The 21,591-nt window shown below is 69.8% G+C and carries 13 protein-coding genes; 5 read left to right on the top strand and 8 right to left on the bottom strand.

The genetic code is table 11. From position 1 onward, the window contains the following. Positions 1-35: 35 nt before the first annotated feature. Positions 36-2,756, bottom strand: a complete 2,721-nt coding sequence (locus tag JHL17_RS25755) for a right-handed parallel beta-helix repeat-containing protein (protein ID WP_200197537.1) — start codon at positions 2,754-2,756, stop codon at positions 36-38. Positions 2,757-2,937: 181 nt separating this feature from the next. Further along, entirely contained in the window at positions 2,938-3,996 is a 1,059-nt protein-coding gene (locus JHL17_RS25760) for a M23 family metallopeptidase (protein ID WP_345773878.1), read from the bottom strand. 146 nt (positions 3,997-4,142) lie between these two features. On the opposite strand from JHL17_RS25760, the gene JHL17_RS25765 reads away from it, so the two are divergent. The 3 genes from JHL17_RS25765 to JHL17_RS37905 all read left to right on the top strand — a co-directional run bounded on the left by JHL17_RS25765 (position 4,143) and on the right by JHL17_RS37905 (position 6,348). Next, positions 4,143-4,397, top strand: a complete 255-nt coding sequence (locus tag JHL17_RS25765) for a type II toxin-antitoxin system RelE family toxin (RefSeq protein ID WP_200197539.1) — start codon at positions 4,143-4,145, stop codon at positions 4,395-4,397. Continuing rightward, a complete protein-coding gene (locus tag JHL17_RS25770; protein ID WP_200197540.1) occupies positions 4,390-4,758 on the top strand; it encodes a helix-turn-helix domain-containing protein in 369 nt (122 codons plus the stop codon). Before JHL17_RS25765 ends, JHL17_RS25770 begins: the two co-directional genes overlap by 8 nt. Before the next feature lie 144 nt (positions 4,759-4,902). Further along, positions 4,903-6,348: a carbohydrate-binding domain-containing protein gene (locus JHL17_RS37905; RefSeq protein ID WP_200197541.1), complete on the top strand. Its 1,446-nt coding sequence runs from the start codon at positions 4,903-4,905 to the stop codon at positions 6,346-6,348. 124 nt (positions 6,349-6,472) lie between these two features. Here JHL17_RS37905 and JHL17_RS25780 read toward each other — a convergent pair whose 3' ends face one another. Beyond that, the gene (locus JHL17_RS25780) at positions 6,473-7,981 is read right to left on the bottom strand and encodes an HlyD family type I secretion periplasmic adaptor subunit (protein WP_200197542.1); all 1,509 of its coding nucleotides are present in this window, start codon (positions 7,979-7,981) and stop codon (positions 6,473-6,475) included. 16 nt (positions 7,982-7,997) lie between these two features. Beyond that, positions 7,998-10,301 carry a type I secretion system permease/ATPase gene (locus JHL17_RS25785; RefSeq protein WP_247893822.1) on the bottom strand — a complete coding sequence of 768 codons (2,304 nt, stop codon included), beginning with the start codon at positions 10,299-10,301 and terminating at the stop codon, positions 7,998-8,000. 328 nt (positions 10,302-10,629) lie between these two features. On the opposite strand from JHL17_RS25785, the gene JHL17_RS25790 reads away from it, so the two are divergent. Continuing rightward, positions 10,630-11,601 carry a hypothetical protein gene (locus JHL17_RS25790; protein ID WP_200197543.1) on the top strand — a complete coding sequence of 324 codons (972 nt, stop codon included), beginning with the start codon at positions 10,630-10,632 and terminating at the stop codon, positions 11,599-11,601. Between the two features lie 179 nt (positions 11,602-11,780). Beyond that, positions 11,781-13,043 carry an MFS transporter gene (locus tag JHL17_RS25795; RefSeq protein WP_200197544.1) on the top strand — a complete coding sequence of 421 codons (1,263 nt, stop codon included), beginning with the start codon at positions 11,781-11,783 and terminating at the stop codon, positions 13,041-13,043. Between the two features lie 85 nt (positions 13,044-13,128). On the opposite strand, the gene JHL17_RS25800 is transcribed toward JHL17_RS25795, so the two are convergent. The 4 genes from JHL17_RS25800 to JHL17_RS25815 all read right to left on the bottom strand — a co-directional run bounded on the left by JHL17_RS25800 (position 13,129) and on the right by JHL17_RS25815 (position 21,352). After that, positions 13,129-17,460 carry an Ig-like domain-containing protein gene (locus JHL17_RS25800; protein ID WP_200197545.1) on the bottom strand — a complete coding sequence of 1,444 codons (4,332 nt, stop codon included), beginning with the start codon at positions 17,458-17,460 and terminating at the stop codon, positions 13,129-13,131. Between the two features lie 398 nt (positions 17,461-17,858). Continuing rightward, entirely contained in the window at positions 17,859-18,449 is a 591-nt protein-coding gene (locus JHL17_RS25805) for an IMPACT family protein (protein ID WP_200197546.1), read from the bottom strand. A gap of 6 nt (positions 18,450-18,455) precedes the next feature. Beyond that, positions 18,456-21,023 carry a calcium-binding protein gene (locus JHL17_RS25810; protein ID WP_200197547.1) on the bottom strand — a complete coding sequence of 856 codons (2,568 nt, stop codon included), beginning with the start codon at positions 21,021-21,023 and terminating at the stop codon, positions 18,456-18,458. 32 nt (positions 21,024-21,055) lie between these two features. Next, complete coding sequence (locus tag JHL17_RS25815) at positions 21,056-21,352, bottom strand: hypothetical protein (protein WP_044553747.1); 297 nt, start codon at positions 21,350-21,352, stop codon at positions 21,056-21,058. Positions 21,353-21,591 lie beyond the last annotated feature (239 nt).

Genomic DNA, 21,591 nt, shown 5'->3' on the forward strand with positions numbered 1-21,591 from the left:
CAGGCGGCAGAGGGCAGCGGGAAAAGGAATCCGGCTCACCCCATCCCGGCGGCGGCCAGCATGGCACTCTCCGGCTGCAGCCCGGCCGCACGGGCAGGGACGGGACTCAGCGCCCGGCCCTCCTGCCGTCCATGCTGGATGTAATGCCACATCGCCGCAGTCAGGTCGCCGCCGGTGGCCGCCGCGACGTCGCCGTTGGCGGCCAGATAGGCCGAGGCGTTGAAGCCGGTCGTCCGTCCCTCTGCCCGGCCGCTGGTAAGGTAATGCATCTCCGCCGCCGTCCGGTCGGTGCCGAAGGCGGCGGCCAGGTCGCCGTTGGCGGCCAGATAGGCCGTGGGATTGAAGGTGACCGTCCGCCCCTCCGCCCGGCCGCTGGTGAGGTAATGCATCTCCGCCGCCGTCCGGTCGGTGCCGAAGGCGGCGGCCAGATCGCCGTAGGACGCGATGTAGGCCAGCGGATCGAAACTGGCCGCCCGTCCTTCCGCCCGGCCGCTGGTGATGTAGTGGATCTCGGCGCTCGTCCGGTCGGTGCCGAAAGCCGCGGCGAGGTCGCCGTAGGACGCGAGATAGGCCAGCGGATCGAAACTGGCCGCCCGTCCTTCCGCCCGGCCGCTGGTGATGTAATGGGCGGCAGCGGCATCGCCGTTGGTTCCGAAGGCGTTGGCGAGATCGCCGTAGGACGCGATGTAGGCCAGAGGGTCGAAATTGACCGTCCGCCCCTCCGCCCGGCCGCTGGCGGTGTAATGGGCAGCGCCGGCGGCGGCGTTGGCACCGAAGATGGCCGACAGGTCGGCATAGGAGGCGATGTAGGCCAGCGGCGAGAAGGCCGGCCCGGACGGGGCGACGGGCGCGCCGCCCGTGCCGACCGCCGAAGTAGCCCCGCCCCCCGATCCTCCGCCCATCCCGGGGTTGGGGATCCCGGGCACCGTCAGCGGCGCGTATCCCATCCGCGCCCAGTCCAGGTCATGGATGCCCAGCGCCGCGGCCGCCCCGGCGCCGAGCCGGAAATCGCCGGCCGCCGGATTGGCGAACAGTCCCGACGACACCGTGTCGCCGCCGGTCAGCCCGCGGATCCCCTGCAGCAGGTTGCCGGTGACGCTGTAGGAGCCGGGGGTCCAGAATTCCCAGTAATCCACGCCGGTGGAGGAGGAAATGGCGTTGCCGGTCACCCTGTTGTTGGCGAGAAGCCCGATGGTGCCGGCGCTCGGCACCCATTCCAGCCGGATGAAGCGTTCGCGTGGGTTGGTCAGGGTGGCGAAATTGTTGGTGACGGTGTTGGAATCGCCGCCATGGATGAAGACACTGGCCCAGCCGGTGTTCTGGATGAAGTTGTCCTGGACGGTGACACCGTTGGCCATGTCGTCCAGATAGATGCCGAAGCTCTTCTGGCGGTCGAGCCAGCCCGACCCGTCGGTCGCCAGCCCGCCGACATCGCGGATGTCGTTGCCGCGGATGATCGTGCGGGTATCGACGTTGGACCGGCCCAGCATCTCGATGGCGCCGCCGTCCGCGGTCTCAGTCATCGTGTTGTAGAGGCGGTTGTATTCCACCACCGTATCGGTGTTGACGGTGGCGCCGTCCCAGTTCTTGATCGAGATGCCGTAGCGCGTGCTGTTGCGGATGTCGTTGCCGGAGATCAGCGTACCGCTGGTGCCGTAGAGCTGGATGCCGGCGACGTCCTTCAGCACCTCGCCGATGTCGGAGAGGATGTTGGCGCTGATGCGGTTGCCGTTGCTGCCGTAGGTGACCTTGATTCCGCCGGCCCCCAGATGCTCCATCCGGTTGGCCTCGATGACATTGCCGGACGAGCCGGTCAGCGTCATCGCGGTGCCGGCATTGACGAAGCGGTTGCCGGCGATGCTGTTGCCCGACGCATTGGTCAGCGTCAGGGCCGAGCCGTCCCAGGTTGTATCGGCGAAGGTCAGCCCCTGCAGGGTGACGCCGCTCGCCCCGTTCAGCGCCAGCAGCGTGCCCAGCCGCGCCACCACCGCCCCTTGGGCCAGGAGGGTGCCGGGGTCCTGCGGCTTCACCACCAGCCGGCCGGTCTCGGCCTGCCAAGCGAATTCGCCGGCGTCGCGAATGAAGGCGTCGTCGTTGAGCAGGCGATAGGTGCCGCCGCCGCGCAGAGCGTATTTCACCCCTTGCGTGAAGGTGATCGTCCGGCTGCCGGCATCGGCGGCGGCAACGCCGACGATGTTGTCGGACAGCCGCTCGGTGTCGAAGGTCTGGACCATCGTGCCGGGCTGGATCCCAGCGGCCAGCACCGCCGCCATCGCCCCGTCGCCGGCGCCGACGCGCAGGCTGGTCTTGCTGGCGCCGCCGGCCGCCGCCTCCAGGACCGACCACCCCGACTTGGCGTCGCCGGCGTTCCAGTCGCCGGTCTGCGCCACCTTCTGCCGCACCCCGCCGATGGAGAGGTCGAGCCCCGTCGCGGAGGTCGCCGCGGCATAGAGACCGCCGCCGATGGCGGTGAAGCCGCCGACCCGCTCGCCGCCGCTGAAGACCGGCGTCTCGCCCGGAAAGGCCATGATGCGCACGCCGTTGTCGGCCCCGGTCAGCGTGACCGTGCGCGCCATGGCATAGGTGCCGCCGCGCACATAGGTGTCGCGGATGCCGGTCGCCCGCATCGCGCCCTGGGCGCGCTCCAGCGTGGCGAAGGGACCGTCGGTGCCGTCGGCATTGGGTGCCGCCAGACGTCCCGACCAGGAATCGTTGCCGTTGGTCGCGACGTAGAATGCCTGCTGCGTGTCTGTCATTGCCGGATTGCCTTGCCGATATGCCGGCAATCTCACGCCATCGACACTTAATAAAGAGGTACAACTATCCTTTCGAAGGTACACTTTCGCGCGGAAATGCGGTGTTCATTTCGTGACAAATGCTTACGCCTCTGCAGTTGTCACTTGCTCACCCTGTACGTTCCTATCCCGCTCAACCCGGTCAGCGCAGCTCCACCCGCCGCTCCTCCCGCAGCATTGTCTCGTCGCCATGGCGGACGGTCACCGTCACCCGGTAGGCCCCCGACGTCCAGGGACCGGAAGCGGACTTCTTCACCTCCGAGCCGAAGAACAGCACGGCCAGCGGACGCGGCACGGCGCCCTCGTTGCGGAACAGGCGGCGGCCGTCGGGGCCGCTCACCTCCAGGGTCACCCGGTCGCCCTGCCGCCCGCCCATCAACTCCGCCCATACTCCCAGCACCGGAGTATCGGCCGGCAAGGACCGGCCATCATGGCTCCCGCCATAGCCGCCATCCCGCGCCACCTCCGCCCTCGGTGCCTCGGGCGCGAGACCGGCGCCGAGCAGGGCGCTGGGCCGGTAGGCGAGGGTACGACGCGCCTCGGCGCTCCACAGCGTGCCCGGTGGAACCGGTGCGGCCCCCTGATCGGTGGGGCAGGCCGGCGCCTCGCCGGTCCCGGTCTCCTTGCCGGTATAGGGGTCGAGGGTACGGCCGTCATGGCGGATGCCGAAATCGACATGGGGGAACTCGGTCCTGCCCGACAGCCCGACCTGGGCCAGCGGCGTTCCCGCCTCCACCCGGTCGCCCAGGCTGACTGCGATGCTGCCGCGCTTCAAGTGGCTGTACTGGGTTTCCCAGCCATTGCCATGGTCGACCACCACCGCATTGCCGGCCTCCCGCCCGGCCGGCGCCCCGCCGCTCTGGCGGATGCTGACATCTTCCATCCCGTCGCGCACGCGGGCCACCGTGCCGGCGGCGGCGGCCACCACCGCCACCCCGCGCCGCATCGCCTCCAAATCGGTCAAGCGGAAATCGGTGCCCTTGTGCCCGTCATAGGTCAGCCGTCCGCAGGCGAAGTCCCGCATTCCCGGCCCCGGATCGGCATCGACATAGTTCTGGACGAAGCAGTCCGCCCCGATCCGGCAGCGCACCGGCACTTCCAGCACCGGCGCACCGACGGGAAGGGTGGCGGCAGGATCGGCAAAGGCCGTAGACGGTAGGAAGGCCAGGGTAGCGAGACCCCAGTGATATCGGACCGGCACCCTCAACCAAAATCCTTGCCAAACCCCTCGCACAATGCGGCTCCATTTTGCTTGATCGCCCCCAACAGGTGGGATGCCGAAGGACATGGGCCAATCTCTAACGGCTCCCTTTTGCAATAGACATTGCAAAGAGCAATAATTTTGCTATGCACACGATCAGATACACCGCCGCCGTTTTGAAGGCTTTGCGTCGGATACCACGCAATGTCGCGGATCTGATCCGTCAAAAAATGCAGGAAGTAGCAGCAGAATCAGCAACGACCCGAAGCGTAAAGAAGCTCAAGGGCCGCGACGGCTATCGGCTCCGTGTCGGAGACTGGCGGGTCGTCTACGACATCGAAGATGGGGCTCTGGTGTTGATCGTGATCGATGTTGGACCGAGAGGAGGCATTTATGACTAGTCCGGCGCAGATCATCCGCGACGGCAACGGCAAAGCCGCCTTCGCCGTGCTGCCTATTGCCGAATATGAACGCCTGCTGGAGGCCGCCGACGAAGCCGCCGCAATCCAGGCTTACGATGCCTACCGAAGTTCCTCTCCGGAAACCTTTCCCGACGAGGTCGCAGCACGGCTGCTGGAGGGAGAGCATCCTGTGAAAGTGTTCCGCGACCACCGCGCCCTGACGCAGACCCAACTCGCCGAAGCCGCCGGCCTCAAGCAGTCCTACGTCTCGCAGATCGAGGCCGGCACGCGGAATGGCTCGGTAGACGCCTTAAAGCGCATCGCCGAAGCTCTGCGCGTGGAGTTGGACGACCTGATCTGATCTCTTGCACCTCTTATGCGACGGCGCATAAGAGGCACCGCGTCCGAAATCCGCCCCGTCCTTATCATCCCAAGGCCACATCGCCAGCCGCCATACTCCGCTCCGCATCTTCATCACCGACGGCAGCAGGACGGGACCGACAGCATGGCGAACAGCACCTACACCGGCCGGGGCCAGACGGTCGTCGTCATCGACAGCGGCTGGTCGCCGACCTGGGAGAATGCCGCGCGCGTGGTCTACCAGCACGACTATGCCGACAACGACGCCGACGCGCGCAATCCCAACGCCGACACCCATGGCGGGCTGGTGACGTCCCGCATCCTGTCGCAGGCGCCGGACGTCGACATCATCGCGCTGAAGGTGATGCCGGACGGCGCCACCACCGCGTCGGGGACGGCGATCGAGCAGGCGCTGCAATGGGTCGTCGCCCATGCGTCGGACTACAACGTCGTCGGCGTCAACCTGTCGCTGGCCGGCGGCTCCGCCTCGTCGGAGACGACGACGATCCTGTCGGACGAACTGGCGAGCCTCGCCGCCAAGCGGGTGCTGGTGTCGGCCGCCGCCGGCAATGCCGGGCAGAACGGGACGGCGACCGACGTGTCCTATTTCGCCGCCGATCACAACAGCATCTGCGTCAGCGCGTCGGGCGGCGACGGCACCATGCCGGGCTGGGCCCAGCGCAATCCGGGCATCACCGACCTCTGCGCCGACGGCACCGACATCCGGCTGACCGATCTGGCCGGGCGGACGCTGACGGCCAACGGCTCCTCCTTCGCCACCCCGACGGTGACCGCCGCCGTGGCGCTCGCCCAGCAGGAGGCCGTGGCCCTGCGCGGCAGCGCCCTGACCCAGGACGAGTTCCTGTCGCTGGCCAGGCAAACCGGGACGCCGATCGCCGGCACCGGCTACACCGACCTCGACACCCAGGCGCTGCTGACCAAGATCGGCCAGCTCTATGGCACGACGGCGCCGGACCCGGCCCCGCATCCCGGCGCCCCGGCGACCACCATCGCCTCCATCCTGGTGAACGCCAAGGGCACGGCGGCGGCCGGGGTGAACGCCCATTTCACCCTGCTGGTCGACGGCCATGCCGTCGGCGGCGCCACGGTGGGCAGCGCGGCCAAGAATTACGCCTTCACCGCCACCGTGTCGGCCGACAGCGCCCACAAGGTGCAGGTTCAGTACGACAATGACGGCTTCGCCGGCGGCCAGGACCGCAACCTGTTCGTCAACAGCGTCAGCGTCAACGGCCACGGCTATGCCGCCACCGACGCCGCGGTGACCTACGACAAGGGCGCGCTCGACGGGCGCGACGTGGTCAAGGGCCAAAGCGGGATGTGGTGGAACGGCACGCTGGTGGTCGCCGCCGAAAAGAGCCTGTTCGCCGCCCAGGCGCAGGTGGCGGAGCTTCAGGCCAGCGACCTGCTGGGCCACGCCGTATCGGCCGATGCGGCATCGCATGGGACATCGAACGCGGTGGCCGATGTCGCCGGCTGGACGCCGGAACTGCTCCCGGCCTTCCAGTATGCCGACCATGGCCTGCACGCCTGGTACGACGGCCACGACATGGCGCATGGCATGGCGGCGTAACGAGGCCGATACGGATGGGAGCCCCTCTTCCCCGCTCACGCGCAAACTTTGTTTGCGCTGACGCGACAGGCGGACCTCCGGTCCGCCGAAAGCGGGGAGAGGGGGATTTTACCGGATTACGGCCTCACCGCTCGTGCATGGCCTCCTGGGCGCTGCGCGAGAGGGGGGAGAGCAGGTAGTCGGCGATGCGGCGGCGGCCGGTCTTGATCTCGGCGGTCACCGTCATGCCCGGCTGCAGCCGCGTCTGCCTGCCGTCGACATCCAGCGTGTCGCGGTCGAGCGCGATGCGGGCGGCATAGACCGACCCCGCCTCCGGCGTCTTGGCCGCGGACTTGTCCGTCCCCTTGTCGGCCTGCTGCTGCTGTTGCACGGCGTCGCCGGACAGCGAGGCGACGCGGCCGGGGATCAGCCCGTATTTGGTGAAGGAGAAGGCCTCCACCTTGACCTCGGCGACCTGTCCAGTCTGGACGAAGCCGATGTCCTTGTTGGGGATGAAGGCCTCGACCTCCAGCCGGCTGTCCTCCGGCACGATGACCATCAGCGGCTGGGCGGTGGTCACCACGCCGCCCACCGTGTGCACGGCCAGCTGCTGGACATAGCCGTCGACCGGCGCCGTCAGCCGCAAGAGATCGACCTGCTGCTCGGCCTTGGCGAGCTCCTGCTCCAGCGAGGCGGCCTTGCGCTCGGCCTCGGCGAGGCTGGTGTAGAGCTGGCGGCGGAACTCCGCCTCGGTCTGGCGGCGCTGCTCGGCGGTGGCGGCGATCGAGGCGTCGGCCTCCGTCAGCTTGATCTTCTGGACCAGAAGCTCCTGCTCCTGCCCGACCAGGTCCTGCTGGAGCTGGAGATACTGGAAGCGGGACGAGGTGCCGCGCTTCGACAGGTCGTACAGCGCCTCCGCCCGCTCGCGGATCAGCGGCAGGGTGGCGTTCAGCTTGGCGATGGTCTGCACCACGGTGGCGCGGTCGGCCTCGCGCCGGGCCTGCTCGCGGTCGAGCGCCGCCAGCTTGGCGCGCTGCTCGGCGACCTGGCTGGCAAGGAGCTGGCTCTGCATCCGCGCCAGTTCGGGCGACAGCCCGGCCGGGGCGACGAAGCTGCCGTCCGGGGCGGCGCCGGGAGTCCCGTTCGCCACCTCCAGCGCCGCCCGCAGCCGTGCCGCCTCGGCCCGCGCCGCCGACAGGTCGGAGCGGATGCGGCCGCGGTCGGCGGCGGCCTCGGTCGGGTCCAGCTCGATCAGGGTCTGGCCGGCCTTGACCAGCTGGCCGTCCTCCACGTCGATGGCGCGGACGACGCCGGTCTGCATCGGCTGGATGGTCTTGGTCCGGCCGCTCGGCACCACCCGGCCCTGCGCCACCGCCACCACGTCGACATGGCCGAACCAGGCCCAGGCGCAGGCCGCGGTGAAGGCCAGCATGATGACCGCGGTGAAGGTCCGCGCGGTGGGCGAGGGCGGACGTTCCAGGATCTCCAGCGCGTCGGGCAGAAAATCCATCTCGTCGCGGCGGCGCTTCGGCGGCCGCCCCTGGAGTTTGGTGGGCGGACGCGGACCGCCGGGAGTGCCCGGCGCGTTGGCGGGCGGCTGGATGCCGGGAGGGGTGGCGGGGATGGTCTTCACCGCGGCGGTCGTCTTGCTCATGGCGTTCATTCCCCCTTTAGCCCGCGACCCGCTGTTCGATCAGCCCGTCCGCGGGCAGGGCGCCCGCGCCCGGCAGCTGCCCCATCTGACCGCGGAACAGAGTCGCGTAGCGGCCGCCGCGGCGCAGAAGCTCGTCCGGCGCGCCGTCCTCGACGATGCGGCCGCGCTCGATGGTGACGATGCGGTCGGCGACGGCGACGGTGGACAGGCGGTGGGCGATGATCAGCACGGTGCGGCCGGCGCAGATGCGGCGCATGTTGGCCTGGATGATCCGTTCGGATTCATGGTCGAGCGCCGAGGTCGCCTCGTCGAAGATCAGGATGCGCGGGTTGGTGACCAGCGCGCGGGCGATGGCGATGCGCTGCCGCTGCCCGCCCGACAGGCTGGCGCCGCGCTCGCCCACCACGGTGTCGTAGCCGTCGGGCAGCTCGACGATGAAGTCGTGGGCGCCGGCCAGCTTCGCCGCGGCGACGACGCGGACCATCTCCATCGTCGGGTCGGTGAGCGCGATGTTCTCGCGGATGGATCCCGAGAACAGCACGTTGTCCTGCAGCACCACGCCGATCTGCCGGCGCAGCCACACCGCGTCGGCGGTGGAGAGATCGGTGCCGTCGACCATCACCCGGCCGCGCTCCGGCACATGGAAGCGCTGGAGCAGCTTGGCCAGCGTGCTCTTGCCCGAGCCCGACGTGCCGACGATGCCGACCACCTGTCCCGCCGGGACGTGCAGCGACACGTCGCTCAGCGTCTCCGGCCCGTCATGGCGATAGCGGAAGGTGACGTGCTCGAAGGTCAGGTCGCCCCGGATCGCCGGCATGGCGGCCCGGCCGGCGCTCTGCAGCGGTTCCGGCGCGGTGTTCAGGATGTCGCCGATGCGGTGCATCGACAGCCGCACCTGCTGGAAATCCTGCCATAGCTGGGCGATGCGCAGCACCGGCTGGACGACGCGGCCGGCGAACATGTTGAAGGCCACCAGCTCGCCCACCGTCAGGCTGCCCTCGATCACCAGCTTCGCCCCCAGCCACAGCACCAGCATGGTCGAGATCTTGGAGACGAACTGCACCGACTGGCTGGCGACGTTGTTCAGGTTGCCGGCGCGGAAGCCGGCACGGACATAGCCGGACAGCTGGTCCTCCCAGCGCCGCTGCATGCGCGGCTCGACCGCCATCGCCTTGACCGTCTCGATGCTCGACACCGTCTCGACCAGGAAGCTGTGGTTCTCGGAACCGCGGGCGAACTTCTCGTCCAGCCGGCGGCGCAGGATCGGCGTCGCCACCAGGCTGATGGCGACATAGACGGGGAAGGATGCCGCGACGATCGCCGTCAGCATCGGGCTGTAGACCATCATCACGCCGAGGAAGACCACGGTGAACAGCAGGTCCAGCACCAGCGTGATGGTGGAGCTGGTCATGAAGTTGCGGATCGTCTCCAGCTCGCGCACCCGGGCGACGCTGTCGCCGACCCGGCGCGTCGCGAAATAGCCCATGGGAAGCGACAGCAGCCGCTGGTACAGCTTGGCCCCCAGCTCCACGTCCAGCCGGTTGGCGGTGTGGGCGAAGGTGTAGGTGCGCAGCCCCCCCAGCACCGCCTCGAACAGGACGACGGCCAGCATGCCGGCCATCAGCACGTCGAGCGTGCCCAGGCTGCGATGGACCACCACCTTGTCGACCACCACCTGGAAGAACAGCGGCGTCACCAACGCGAACAGCTGGATGAAGAAGGAGGCGAGCAGCACCTCGCCCAGGATGCCGCGGTATTTCCAGGCGACCCCGCCGAACCAGCGGGCGTCGAAGCGCGGCTGGCCCATGCCCAGCGTGCCCTTGCGGCCCAGGCAGATCAGCCGGCCGCTCCACAGCGGCTCGAAGGCGGCGCGGTCGAGGACGCGGGTCTGGTTGGTCGCCGCGTCATGCACCAGGACGCGGTCGTTGCCGGCCTTGGCCAGCACCAGGAAGCCGCCGTCGGGACCGGGGACCAGGGCCGGCAGCGGCGTGCGCTCCAGCCGCTCCCATTTGGTCTTCATCACCCGGGCCTTGGCGCCCAGCCGGTGGGCTTGGCGGACCAGCCCGGTCAGGTCGGGGGATTCGCCGCCGCAGGCATGGCGCACGCCGTCGTAGTCGGCCGGAATGCCCAGGATGCGCAGCGCCGAAACCAGCCCGGCGATGCCGGGATCGAGACGGGGGCCGGGATTGGGGCCGCTTTGCGGACCCTGGGGAGGCGGGGCTGGATGGGGGCCTTCGGCCTGCGGCTGACCTTTGGAGGAGAGGGGGGGAGAGGGGTCCCGCGCCGGATCGACCGGCGATCCGTCTCGCATCTGTTCCATGAAGGCTTCCCGGTTCCGAAACTCTAAGGGGCGGCGCCGAACGGTTGCGGCACTCCGAAGGTGAGGATCGCCTCTCCCCGCGGCCACCCGAACGATGGGGTACCCCGCATCGTTGGCGAACAAAGGAGGCAACCAAACGGGGTGGGCAAAGGGGGTGGACAGGAGAGAGTGCCTCTCCCCATGGCCGATCCCCGTAAGCGATCCCTGCGGCCGATCCCGGACCGCGGCTTTTCCTGGACCGGGTGCGGTGCTTGGGAGTAGGCATGCGGGACCAAGGCCGGACCGCCGGGACCGGTGCCGTTTTCCCTTTCGCCGGACACCACCCGCATTGTTGCCGATCTCCCAGCTCCTGCGCCTTCTGCTCCTGCTGCTGACTCCCTTCTGGCTGTCTCTGGCGGTGGAAGGGCTGGGCCTGCAGGGGTCGATGCCCTCGCTGCTGTCCAACTGGCGCCGCACCCCGGAGGCCGACGCCACACTGACGCCGCAGACCGGCTGGCGGGAGCGCGCCTATCTGGCCGCCAACCCGGACGTCGCCGCCGCCGTCCGCAACGGGCAGATCTCCAGCGGCTATGCCCATTACGTCCGGCAAGGCCGCGCCGAAGGCCGCCAGGGCGGCTTCGCCGAACCAGCCGCGAAGCCGGCGGAGACGCCGGCAGCGGGAATTTCGGCGGAAGGCGTCCAGGCGGCCCAGCCTGCCATGCCTTCGAACTCGGCCCCGCCGGCTCCGATCCCGGTCCCTCCGGTCCCGGCAGCCAAGCCCGAACCGCAGGACGGCCCTCCCGCCCTGCGGACGGAACCGGCGGTGGAGATCCTGCGTCCCGGCGTCAAGCCGGTCCCCGAGGCGCCCGCCCGCCCAACAGGGATCCAGGCCGGGGCCCAGCCTGGGGCAAGCACCGCGACGCCCCGCCATGTGGAGCGGATCCGCACCGCCAACGGCGGGGACGGGCTGCGCGTCGTGCTCGACCTCGACCAGGACCCGCGCTTCGAGACGCCGGTGCGGCGCCCCGACGGCCGGCTGGAGGTGACGCTTCCCGGCACGCTGTGGCAGGCTCCCCCGGCCGGCCGGCTGCCGGCGACGACGCTCGGCTACCGGGCGGAGCGGACCGCCAGCGGCACCCGTCTGCTGTTCAGCGACGAGGACGGCGGACCGGGCGGCAATGCCAAGGGAGACGGCACCAAGGGGGAAGCCGTCCGGCTGATCTCCGTCTCCACCCTGGCTCCGGACAAGGATCGTGGTCACCGGCTGGTGATCGATGTGGCGCTGCCCTCCATGGCGAGGGCCGACCGCAAGGCCCGCTGACGCCTCCCTGCAGACTTCCCGGTTGTCTTCCGCGGACGGATCGGTTAGCTGTCGAAACGTCGCCAGTCGCACTGGCCGTAAGCGTTCGACGTCATTCAACGCACTCAACGATCCTCACCGGTCGGAGTGCGTTCGCATGATCGGATGCCCGTCGACCGAGGACCAGTGTGGAGCACACCATGGATCCCCAGCCGACACGCGACGCGGCCTGCGACTTGGCACGCGACCAGACTCCAAATCAGATCATCGCCCCGGCGCCCGACCCGTCACAGGGTCGTCTGTTCATCCTGGCCGCCATCCTTTTCCTCTCCTATCTCTGCGTCGCCATCTCCCTTCCCGTCACCCCGCTGTTCGTGGCCGGGACCTTGGGGATGGGCAATTTCTGGGCGGGACTGGGCGTCGGAAGCGCCTTCCTCGCCACCATCCTCACCCGCGGCTTCGCCGGCACCCTCGTGGACGGCGGCGGGGCCAAGCCCGCGGTGGCCCGGGGACTGGCGCTCTATATCGTCGGCGGGCTGGTCTCGGTCGCCGCCGGGATGCTGCCGCACCTGCCCTGGCCTGCCTTCTGCGTGCTGGTCCTGGGCCGCCTGCTGATCGGCCTCGGCGAAAGCCTGGTCGGGGTCGGGGTGATCGCCTGGGGGATCGGCATCGTCGGACCGCAGCGGTCGGGCAAGGTTCTGGCCCTGGTCGGGGCGGCGCTGTACGGCGCCTTCGCGGCGGGCGGTCCGCTGGGGCTGGCGCTGCTCGACGGGATCGGCTTCGCCGGCACCATGGCGGTTGGCGCCCTGCTGCCGGCGCTCGGGCTGCTGGCGATCCGCCGGATGCCGGGGGTCCCGGCGCATCCCGACGCCAAGCGCCCGCCGTTCCGCAGCGTGATCGGCCGGATCTGGCTGCACGGCGCCGTCGTCAGCCTGCAAGGCATCGGCTTCGCCGCCATCGGCGCCTTCTTCTCGCTGCACTTCGTCCATGAATCCTGGCCGTTCGCCGGGCTCGGCCTGACCGCCTTCGGGGTCGGCTTCGTCCTCGTCCGCTTCGCCTTCGGCCATCTGCCGGACCGCATCGGCGGCCTGCCGGTGGCGATGGGATCGCTGGCGGTCGAGGCCGTCGGCCAGATGCTGGTCTGGAGCGCCGGCGATCCCGTCCTGGCCCTGGCCGGCGCCTTTCTGACCGGGCTCGGCTGCTCCCTGGTCTTTCCCGCCATGGGCCGCGAGGTCGTCCATCTCGTGGAGCCGCATCTCCGGGCGACGGCGCTCGGCGCCTTCGCAGGCTTCCAGGACGTGGCCTATGGCCTGACCGGTCCGGTGGCCGGGCTGCTCGCCGACCGGACCGGCTATGGGGGCGTCTTCCTGCTCGGCGCAACCGCTGCGGCGCTCGGCTTCCTGACCGCCGTCTCCATGCATCATCGGGCTCGGATCGCGGCCGGTACCAAGCCGGCCGGATAAGGAAAGGGCGGCCCAAGGCCGCCCCTTCCGATCTTCCCGCCATGTCCTCCGGCACTACCATCGAAAGGATGGCCGGGCCGGATCGTCAGGCGGGAAGCTCCGTCCGCTGCCGGGTGGACAGTCCGCCATCGCCGGACGCCAGCAGGCCGGAGGCCATGCCGGACGAAGATCCGTCGTAGAACCCGCCGCCGATCCCCAGCGACTGCGCCCCGGTCATCCCGGCCGCCAGCATGGTGACGGCGATGGGAGCCTCTCCCTCGCCCGCGGCCATGGCGGCCGCTGCGGTGGAGGTGCTGCGCTTGATGTAGGCAAGCTCGACCGCGGCGGGGCTGGTACCGAACTCCGTGGCGATCTCCGGATTGGTCGCCAGATAGGCCGCCGGGTCGAAGGCGGTCAGCGAACGGCCCTCGGTGTAGCCGTTCCGGACATAGTGGATTTCGGCCGCCTGGACGTCGGGACCGAAGGCCTGGATCAGGTCCGGGTTGCTGGCGATGTAGCGCAGCGCATCGAAGCCCTGGGCCGGCCGGCCTTCCGCCTGGCCGAACTGGATGTAATGCTGGGCCGCGGCATTGGCGTCGATGCCGAAGGCAAGCGCCACGTCGTGGTTGGCCGCTAGGTAGTTGTAGCCGTCGAAGGTGACGCTCCGCCCCTCGGCATAGCCGCTCTGGATGAAGTGGCGGGTGCCTGCCTCGGCATTGGTGCCGAAAGCCGCGGTCAGGTCCGGATAGGAGGCGATGTAGGCCAGGCCGTCGAAGTTCGGCGACCGTCCCTCGCTGTAGCCGGACTGGATGTAATGCCGGGCCGCTGCGTCCGCGTCGGTACCGAAGGCCCCGATCAGGTCAGGGTACGAGGCGGTGTAGGCCAGCGGGTTGAAGGTCACCGTCCGCCCCTCCGCCTGCCCGGCCTGCAGGTAATGCTGGGTCGCCGCCTCGGTGTTGGTGCCGAAGGCGGCGATCAGATCCGGGTAGGAGGCGATGTAGGCGAGCGCGTTGAAGCCGGCCGGCAGCCCGCCGGCGGCCGGTGCCTGGGGCGTGGTGGAAGCCGGATCGGCGGACGGCGCCACCTGCAGGGCGATGGACTGTGCCGCGACGCCGCCATGGCCGTCATCGACCCGGTAGGCGAAGGACCCGGCATTGCCCGCCATGCCGTCGGCGGCCAGGAAGGTCAACGCCGGCAGGTCGGCCGCCGTCAGGGTCTGGTTGACCGCCACGGCGCTGCCGTCGGCCATCCGCACGGTACCGCCGCCGGGCAGGCCGGTCACCGTGACCGTCAGCGCGTCGCCGTCGGCATCGGTGGGGGCAGCGATGCCGAGCGACACCGCCGTCCGGTCCTGGGCACTCACCGTCTTGTCGGCCTGGACCACCGGGGCGCTGTTGACCGCCGGTTCCACGACAGGCTCCGGCGAGGAGGTGACGGGCGGCGGCGGGGGAGGGGGCGGCGAGACGACCGGGGCGGCCTCCACCGTCAGGCCGATGGTCTGGGTATCGACGCCGCCATGACCGTCCTCCACCCGATAGGCGAAGGACCCGGCATTGCCGACGGTGCCGGTCGCCGGGGTGAAGGTCAGGGCGGCAAGCTGGGCGAGCGTCAGGCTCTGGTTGGCCGTCACCGCGGTGCCGTCGGCGAGGGTCAAGGCACCGCCGGTCGGCAGGCCGGTCACCGTCACGCTCAGCACATCGCCGTTGGCGTCGGTCGGGGCGGCGATGCCGAGCGCCACCGGACCCGCGTCCTGCCGCGCCGTCACCGTCTTGTCGGCGTCCGTCACCGGGGCGGCGTTCACCGTCAGCGTTACGCTCTGGCCGGCGCTGCCGCCATGACCGTCGGCGACGGTGTAGGCGAAGGAACCGGCGGCGCCGACCGTGCCGGCCGCCGCGGTGAAGGTCAGGGCGGCGAGTTGGGTGGTCGTCAGGCTCTGATTGGCGGTCACCGCCGTGCCGTCGGCCAGCCGGATGGTGCCGCCGGCCGGCAGGCCGGTCACCGTCACCGTCAAGGCGTCGCCGTTGGCGTCGGTCGGGGCGGCGATGCCGAGCGCCACCGGGGTGGCGGCCTGGGCCATGACCGCCTTGTCGGCTTCCGCCACCGGGGCGGCATTCACCGTCAGCGCCACGCTCTGGCCGGCGCTGCCGCCATGACCGTCGGAAACGGTGTAGGTAAAGGACCCGGCATCGCCGATCGTACCAGCCGCCGCGGTGAAGGTCAGGGCGGCGAGCTGGGCGGTCGTCAGGCTCTGATTGGCGGTCACCGCCGTGCCGTCGGCCAGCCGGATGGTGCCGCCGGCCGGCAGGCCGGTGACGGTTACCGTCAGCGCATCGCCGTCGGCGTCGGTCGGGGCGACGATGCCGAGCGCGACCGGCGCAGCGGCCTGCGCCGTCACCGTCTTGTCGGCTTCCGCCACCGGAGCGCCGTTGGCTTGAACGATGGTGACGCTGCCGCCGCTGCCGACCTGGAACTGGCTGGCCGCGAAGCTGCCGGTCAGGGTCACCGCCAGATCGGTGCCGACCCGCAGGGTGGTGGAGCCGGCGCCCGTCTCGACCTGCATGGCGGAAAGGTCGGCGCCCGTCATCACCAACCGGTCGCCGACGGCGGCGTCGGCGATGGTGACCGCACCGGCAGTGCCAGCGGCGATGCGGATGACGTCGTCGCCGCCGTTGCCGATGACGGTCGCCCCGGCCCCGACGGTCAGGTCGTCGGCCCCGGCGGTACCAGTCAGGGCGACCCGGCCGAAGCCGACGGCGCCGGACAGGTCCACGGTCGCTCCGGTCCCGGACGCGGCGACCGCAAGCGCGTTGCCGTTGCCGGTCAGCGCCAGCCCGGCCAGTTGCGAGGCGGCGAGCGTCAGGGTGGCGTTGCTGCCGGTGACCTCGATGGCCTCGATGCCGGACATCGCCACCGCCGACAGGTCGGCGCTGCCGGCGATGCGCAGGGTGTCGGACGCCGCGCTGCCGGCGATGACCTCGAAGCCGGCCGCCTGAACGCCGGTCAGCGTGACGTCATGCGCCTTGCTGCCGGTCAGCTCCAGCCGTTCCACCCCGGCCAGCGTCATCCCCGTCAGGTCGATCGCGGGGGAGGCGACGTCGGTATAATATTCCAGGTCGTAGCCGTTGTAGCTGCTGAGATCGTCGGAATGGATCTCGAGCGTGTCGGTACCCTCGCCGCCGTCGAAGCTGACGGTGCCGGCGTCATACTGGCTGACCACGATGTAGCGGTCGTTCCCGGCCTCGCCGAAGATCTGGTCGGCCTGGGCCTGGCCATAGCTGCCGGCGCTGACGATGCCGGCGAGGATGGTGTCGTCGCCGTCGCCGCCATGGATGGTGTCGCGTTCCCAGTCGCCCTTCAGCAGGTCGTTGCCGTCCCCGCCATAGATCAGGTCGGCACCGCCGCCGCCGGCCACCGTGTCGTTGCCGGCATCGCCATGCAGCTCGTCATTGTCGGCACGGCCATAGATCAGGTCGTTGCCGCCGCCGCCGAACACGGTGTCGTTGCCGTCACCGGCCTCCAACGTGTCGTTGCCGGCACCGCCATGCTCCAGGTCGTTGCCGCCATGGCCCCAGAACCACACCGCGGTGTCGCCGGCGGTCAGGCTGTCGTCATGCTCCGATCCGACCCAGCGCTGGATGTCGACGAAGGTGTCGCCGGCGGCCTCGCCGGTGTTGTTGGCGCCGTTGGTCAGGTCCAGCGTGATGCCGGTGGTGGCATTCTCGTAGGTGACGATGGTGAAGCCGTTGCCACCGACATAATGGTCGCCGCCCAGCCCGCCGTTCAGCGTGTCGCCGGCCGACTGGCCGCTGTTGCCGCCGCCGACCAGCGTATCGTCGCCGATCCCGCCGACCAGGCTGTCGTTGCCGGTGCCGCCGACGATGCTGTCGTTGCCGGCACCGCCATTGATCGTGTTGCCGGTGTCGTCGCCGACCAGCGTGTCGTCGCCGTCGGTCGGCGTGCCGGTGTAGGCCAGCCGGTGGACCCAGGATCCGGTGTCGGAGACGGGCAGGGCCGCCCGGATCGGACCGGTGGTCACGTCGAGCTCCCAGGAGGCACCCAGCGACGGATGGCCGACCGGGTGGCTGGCGGCGGCAACGCGGGCGCCGGTCGCCTGGGCGAGGGCCGCGGCGAAGCGGCCGCCGTCGGCGCCGGTATCGCAGGCATGGATCAGGATCTCGGTACCCGGCGCCTGCGGCCAGGAGTGCCTGTCCGTTTCGAGCGCCGCGATGTCGAGTGGACGGACCCCCAGCCGGACCGCGCCCGGCTCGCCATGGGCCAGAAGATGGATGGCGGGGGGGCGGCCGGCGAGTGCGTCGGCCAAGGCCTTTCCACCATCCTCGTCGGCCGCCACCCGGACGATCCGGACGTCGGACCGGCAACGGTCGAGCAGCAGGTCGAGGTCGTCGAGGCTGGCGTCCGCAATCAGTACGTCGCGCACGGATGGTCCTCCTTCGTGGCCGCAGGACGAGGGCGGCGGTATTTTGATGACAGAAATATTGGTTGGGCCGTGTGGCCGTCCTCTACCAAATGTGAGGAAGAGAACGGCTCTCACAACCCGATAAGTCGGGGTATCGCCGGCAAGAATGGGCGATCACTTGCAGGAAATCTTAAGAGTAGGAATGCGATTTCAGGACGTTGCTTTGGATCGACGCCACATCCGGCCGTGATTGATCGGAATTTCCTATTTGCGGGAACGAGACCTTTAGAGTGCACGAAAAAGAGGTAAATCTGGGCCGTGTCGCGGCAAGACTCCAAACCATGAAATCATTATTTACATTCATGATTTCATGAATAGAGACGCGTAAGAAAGCTTATGGAAAACGGGCATTATCCCGTTCACTCTCCGGCGCGTTCCACCACGGCTTGGCCACGGGAGATGTCGGCCACCAGCCGGATGAACGCGTCCGCCCGGTCACGGGGAAGCGTGACGTGAAGCTGGACGCCGTCCGCGGTGAAGCCGGCAGTCTCCGCCCGCGCGCCGGGAAAACTGCCGAGGCCGGAGCGGATGCGCGCCTCGTCGGCGAAGGCGCAGGCGACGGACAGGATGGCGTAGGCGACGATGGGCTCGCGCTCCGCCGCCTTCAGGCAGCTCGCCGCCGTGCCGCCATAGGCGCGCACCAACCCGCCCGCCCCCAGCAGGATGCCCCCGAACCAACGGCTGACCACCACCGCCACCCGGTCGAGATCCTGGCCCTCGATGGCCTGAAGGATCGGCCGCCCGGCCGTCCCGCCCGGTTCGCCGTCGTCGCTGAAGCGATAGACGTCGCCGACCCGCAAGGCCCAGCAATTGTGACCGGCATCCGGGATGCTGGACGCGGCGATGAAGCGGCGCGCCTCCTCCTCGCTGCCGGCCGGGGCGGCCTGGGCCAGGAAGCGGCTTCTCTTGATCTCCTGCTCGAACCGTTCGGGCTTGATGAGGGTGAACATCGCCGCCTACAGCACGAAATCGAAGGCGGAGAAGCTGTAGTTGGCGATGTCGACCTGGATGCGGAAATCGGCCGTCCGGTCGCCGTTCACGTCACCCTCGATCAGCGTCGCCGAGCCGGATGCCTGATAGCGCAGCTGGCCGGCCGCGGTGAAGCCGGCGGTGCCGATGAAGGTGAAGGCGTCGTTCCCGGCGATGCCGGCAATGGCGTCGATCTCCGACAGGTCGATGCGGTCACCCTCGGCGCCGGCGGTGGCATAGCTCGCCAGCCCCTTCAGCGCCTCCGCCGCCACGACGGCGCCGTTGAAGTTGAGGATGACGTCGGGAGCGGCCAGGGTGGATTCGTTCAGGTTGCGGATGGAGAAGACGTCGGCGCCGGCACCGCCGTCCATCAGATCGGCGCCATGGCCGCCGACCAGCGTGTCGCTGCCGGCGCCGCCCAGCAGCACATCCTCGTAACCGGTGACGGTGTCGTTGGGGTTGACCGAGATCTCGTGGCTGCGGTCGGAATAGACGTCGCCGAACAGCACGTCGTCGCCGTCACCGCCGCGCAGCACGTCGCCGCCCAGCCCACCGTAAAGCGTATCGTTGCCGCCGCCGCCGTCCAGCCAGTCGTTGCCCGCCCCGGCATCGAGCCAGTCGTTGCCGTCCTCGCCCAGCAGGGTGTCGTTGCCGACGACGTCGATGAGGTCGCCCCGCATCAGGTCGTTCCCCGGCCCGCCGAACATCAGGTCGTTGCCCGCCCCACCCTCCAGTTGATCGACGCCGTCGCCGCCCAGCAGGACGTCGTTGCCGGCATTGCCGAACAGCGTGTCGCTGCCGCCCAGCCCGGCGATGGTGTCGTTCCCCGCCCCGCCGCCGATGGCGTCGCCCTGGATCCCGCCCACCAGGTAATCGTTGCCGGCCGAAGCCGAGACCGAGACGGTCAGCCCGGTCAGCGACGGCTGGGAGAAGCCGACCAGCGAGCCGACCGGATAGATCCCGTCGGTGGCCTGCAGCAGCTCGATGCCGATCAGCGTGTCGGTGCCGTCGGGTCCGCCGACCATTAGAGCGCCGCTGGAATCGATCGAGAGGGAGTAGGAGGCGATCGCACCGGTCAGCACGAAGCTGTCGATCCCGGCCAGCCCGTCCACTGCGTCCGTGATTGGGTTGCCCAGCGCGTCATAGGCGGCGCTGCCGCTCAGCGTGTCGTTGCCGACCGTGCCGGTCACCGCCACCGGCATTCCCTGCGGCACCCCTTGCGGCGCCCCTTGCAGCAGCAGATCCGCCGCCCAGACGGGGACGGCGAGCCGCTCGCCCAAGCTCACGGTCGGATGAGCGATCGGGCTTGGACCGGGACGCAGCATCCGGCCCTCGCGCAGGCCGAAGCCGATGTAATGGGCTTCGGCCGCCGCGGCATTGCCGCCGGTGGCCGAAGCCACGTCGGGGTTGGCGGCCAGATAGGCGGCCGCGTCGAAGGTCACGCCACGCCCTTCCCGCCGCCCGTCGCTCAGATAGTGGCGGGTGGCGGCCCTGCCGTCGGTGCCGAAGGCGGCGATCAGGTCGGGATAGGAGGCGATGTAGCCGAGCGCATCGAAACCGGTCGCCGTCCGTCCCTCGCGCAGGCCGAACCGGGCATAATGGGTCAGCGCCGCCACCGGGTCGGCCCCGTAGGCGGCCAGCACGTCCAGGTTGGAGGCGAGATAGCCGTAGGGGTCGAAGCCGGCCGTCCGCCCTTCGCGGGCACCATAGGCCAGGTAATGCCGCAGGGCGGCGTCGGCATTCACGCCGACCGCCGCCAGCACGTCCGGGTTGGCGCCCAGATAGCCCAGCGCGTCGAAACCGCCGAGGCTCCGCCTCTCGTTCCGGCCGTTCCAGGCATAATGGGCCGCCGCCGCGACCACATCGTCGCCGAAGGCGACGGCGAGATCGCGGTTGGCCGCCAGATAGCTCCGCGCATCGAAGGCGAAGGCTGCCGGAGCGGCGGTGCGGCCGTCGATGGTGAGCAGTTCGACGTCGGTCAGGGTGTCGGCGCCGCGGCTCGACACCACGCCATAGCGCCGGCCGCTGCCGTCGAGCGCCACCACCACCGGCGCCTCCGCCCGGTAGGCGCCATCCTGCAGGGCATAGCGGCGCGGATCGGCACCGTAGACGGCACGGTCGGTGCCGCCGCCGCCGTCGAAGCTCCGCCCGCCCGGAATGCCCAGATGGACGCTGTCGTTGCCGTCCGCCCCGACGAAGCCGTCGATCTGCTGGAAGACGCGGGCACCGAGCCGGTCGAGCGTCCCGCCGGTCAGGGCGACGTCCAGCCCCTCGATCCGGTAGCGCAGGGCGCCGCCCGGATCGCGGTCGGTCAGGCCGGTGAAGCGGACAGCCGCCGCCGTCCCGCTGCCGGCGGCGGCATAATCGAGCGTGGTGGCGTGCGTCCGGCCGGCGACCTTGCGGGTGATGGTCTGGCTGCCGGCACCGGCGGCGATGGAGGAGGCGTCGGGCAGGATGGTGAAGGCATCGGCGACGAAGCCGTCCGCCAGCCGCGCCTCCCCGGACTCAAGGGCAAGATCAAGGGCGAAGCCCTGCCCCGCCGCCAGCCGTGCCATGCACGCCCCCTACCCTCCGCGGGCCCTGCCGGTCAGATGACCTGGAGATAGGCCGGATCGAGCGCGCCGTGGCGGAACGGGATCCAGTCCTTGTGGTCGGCGCGGTACTGCAGGCCGTAGGGGTTCTTGAAGAAGATCTTCTGCAGCGGCTGGCCGCCTTCGGCGCGGGTGCGCTCCAGGTCGATCAGCGGTGAGGAGGCGAACACCTTCTCCCACAGCTCGGTGTTGTCCACCTCGCGGCCGGCGTTCTTCACATAGTCGCGCGCGGTGTCGCTGAGCTGCCAAGCCTCTTCGACCATCGCGTAATAGTCCACAGTACCCTCGGCCATGGCCTTCGAACTCCAACCAGCGTTGCACAGAGTTTCCGCTCACATAGCGCATTTCCGGCGGCAAAGGAACCACCTGCGCTGTGCTGCGGTTGAACGCGGCCGGACCGCCCGGCCGTGACCCGATGAGAGGACGTCCGATGGGGTGGCACCCCGATGGCACGACGCTCCGGTTGCACGACGCTAGAGGCTGTTAGGGACTCGGGGTAGCCGCACGCGGTGTGGTTGCCCAGATATTGGAG

Source organism: Azospirillum endophyticum (genome assembly GCF_016595245.1).
GTDB classification, from domain to species: domain Bacteria; phylum Pseudomonadota; class Alphaproteobacteria; order Azospirillales; family Azospirillaceae; genus Azospirillum; species Azospirillum endophyticum.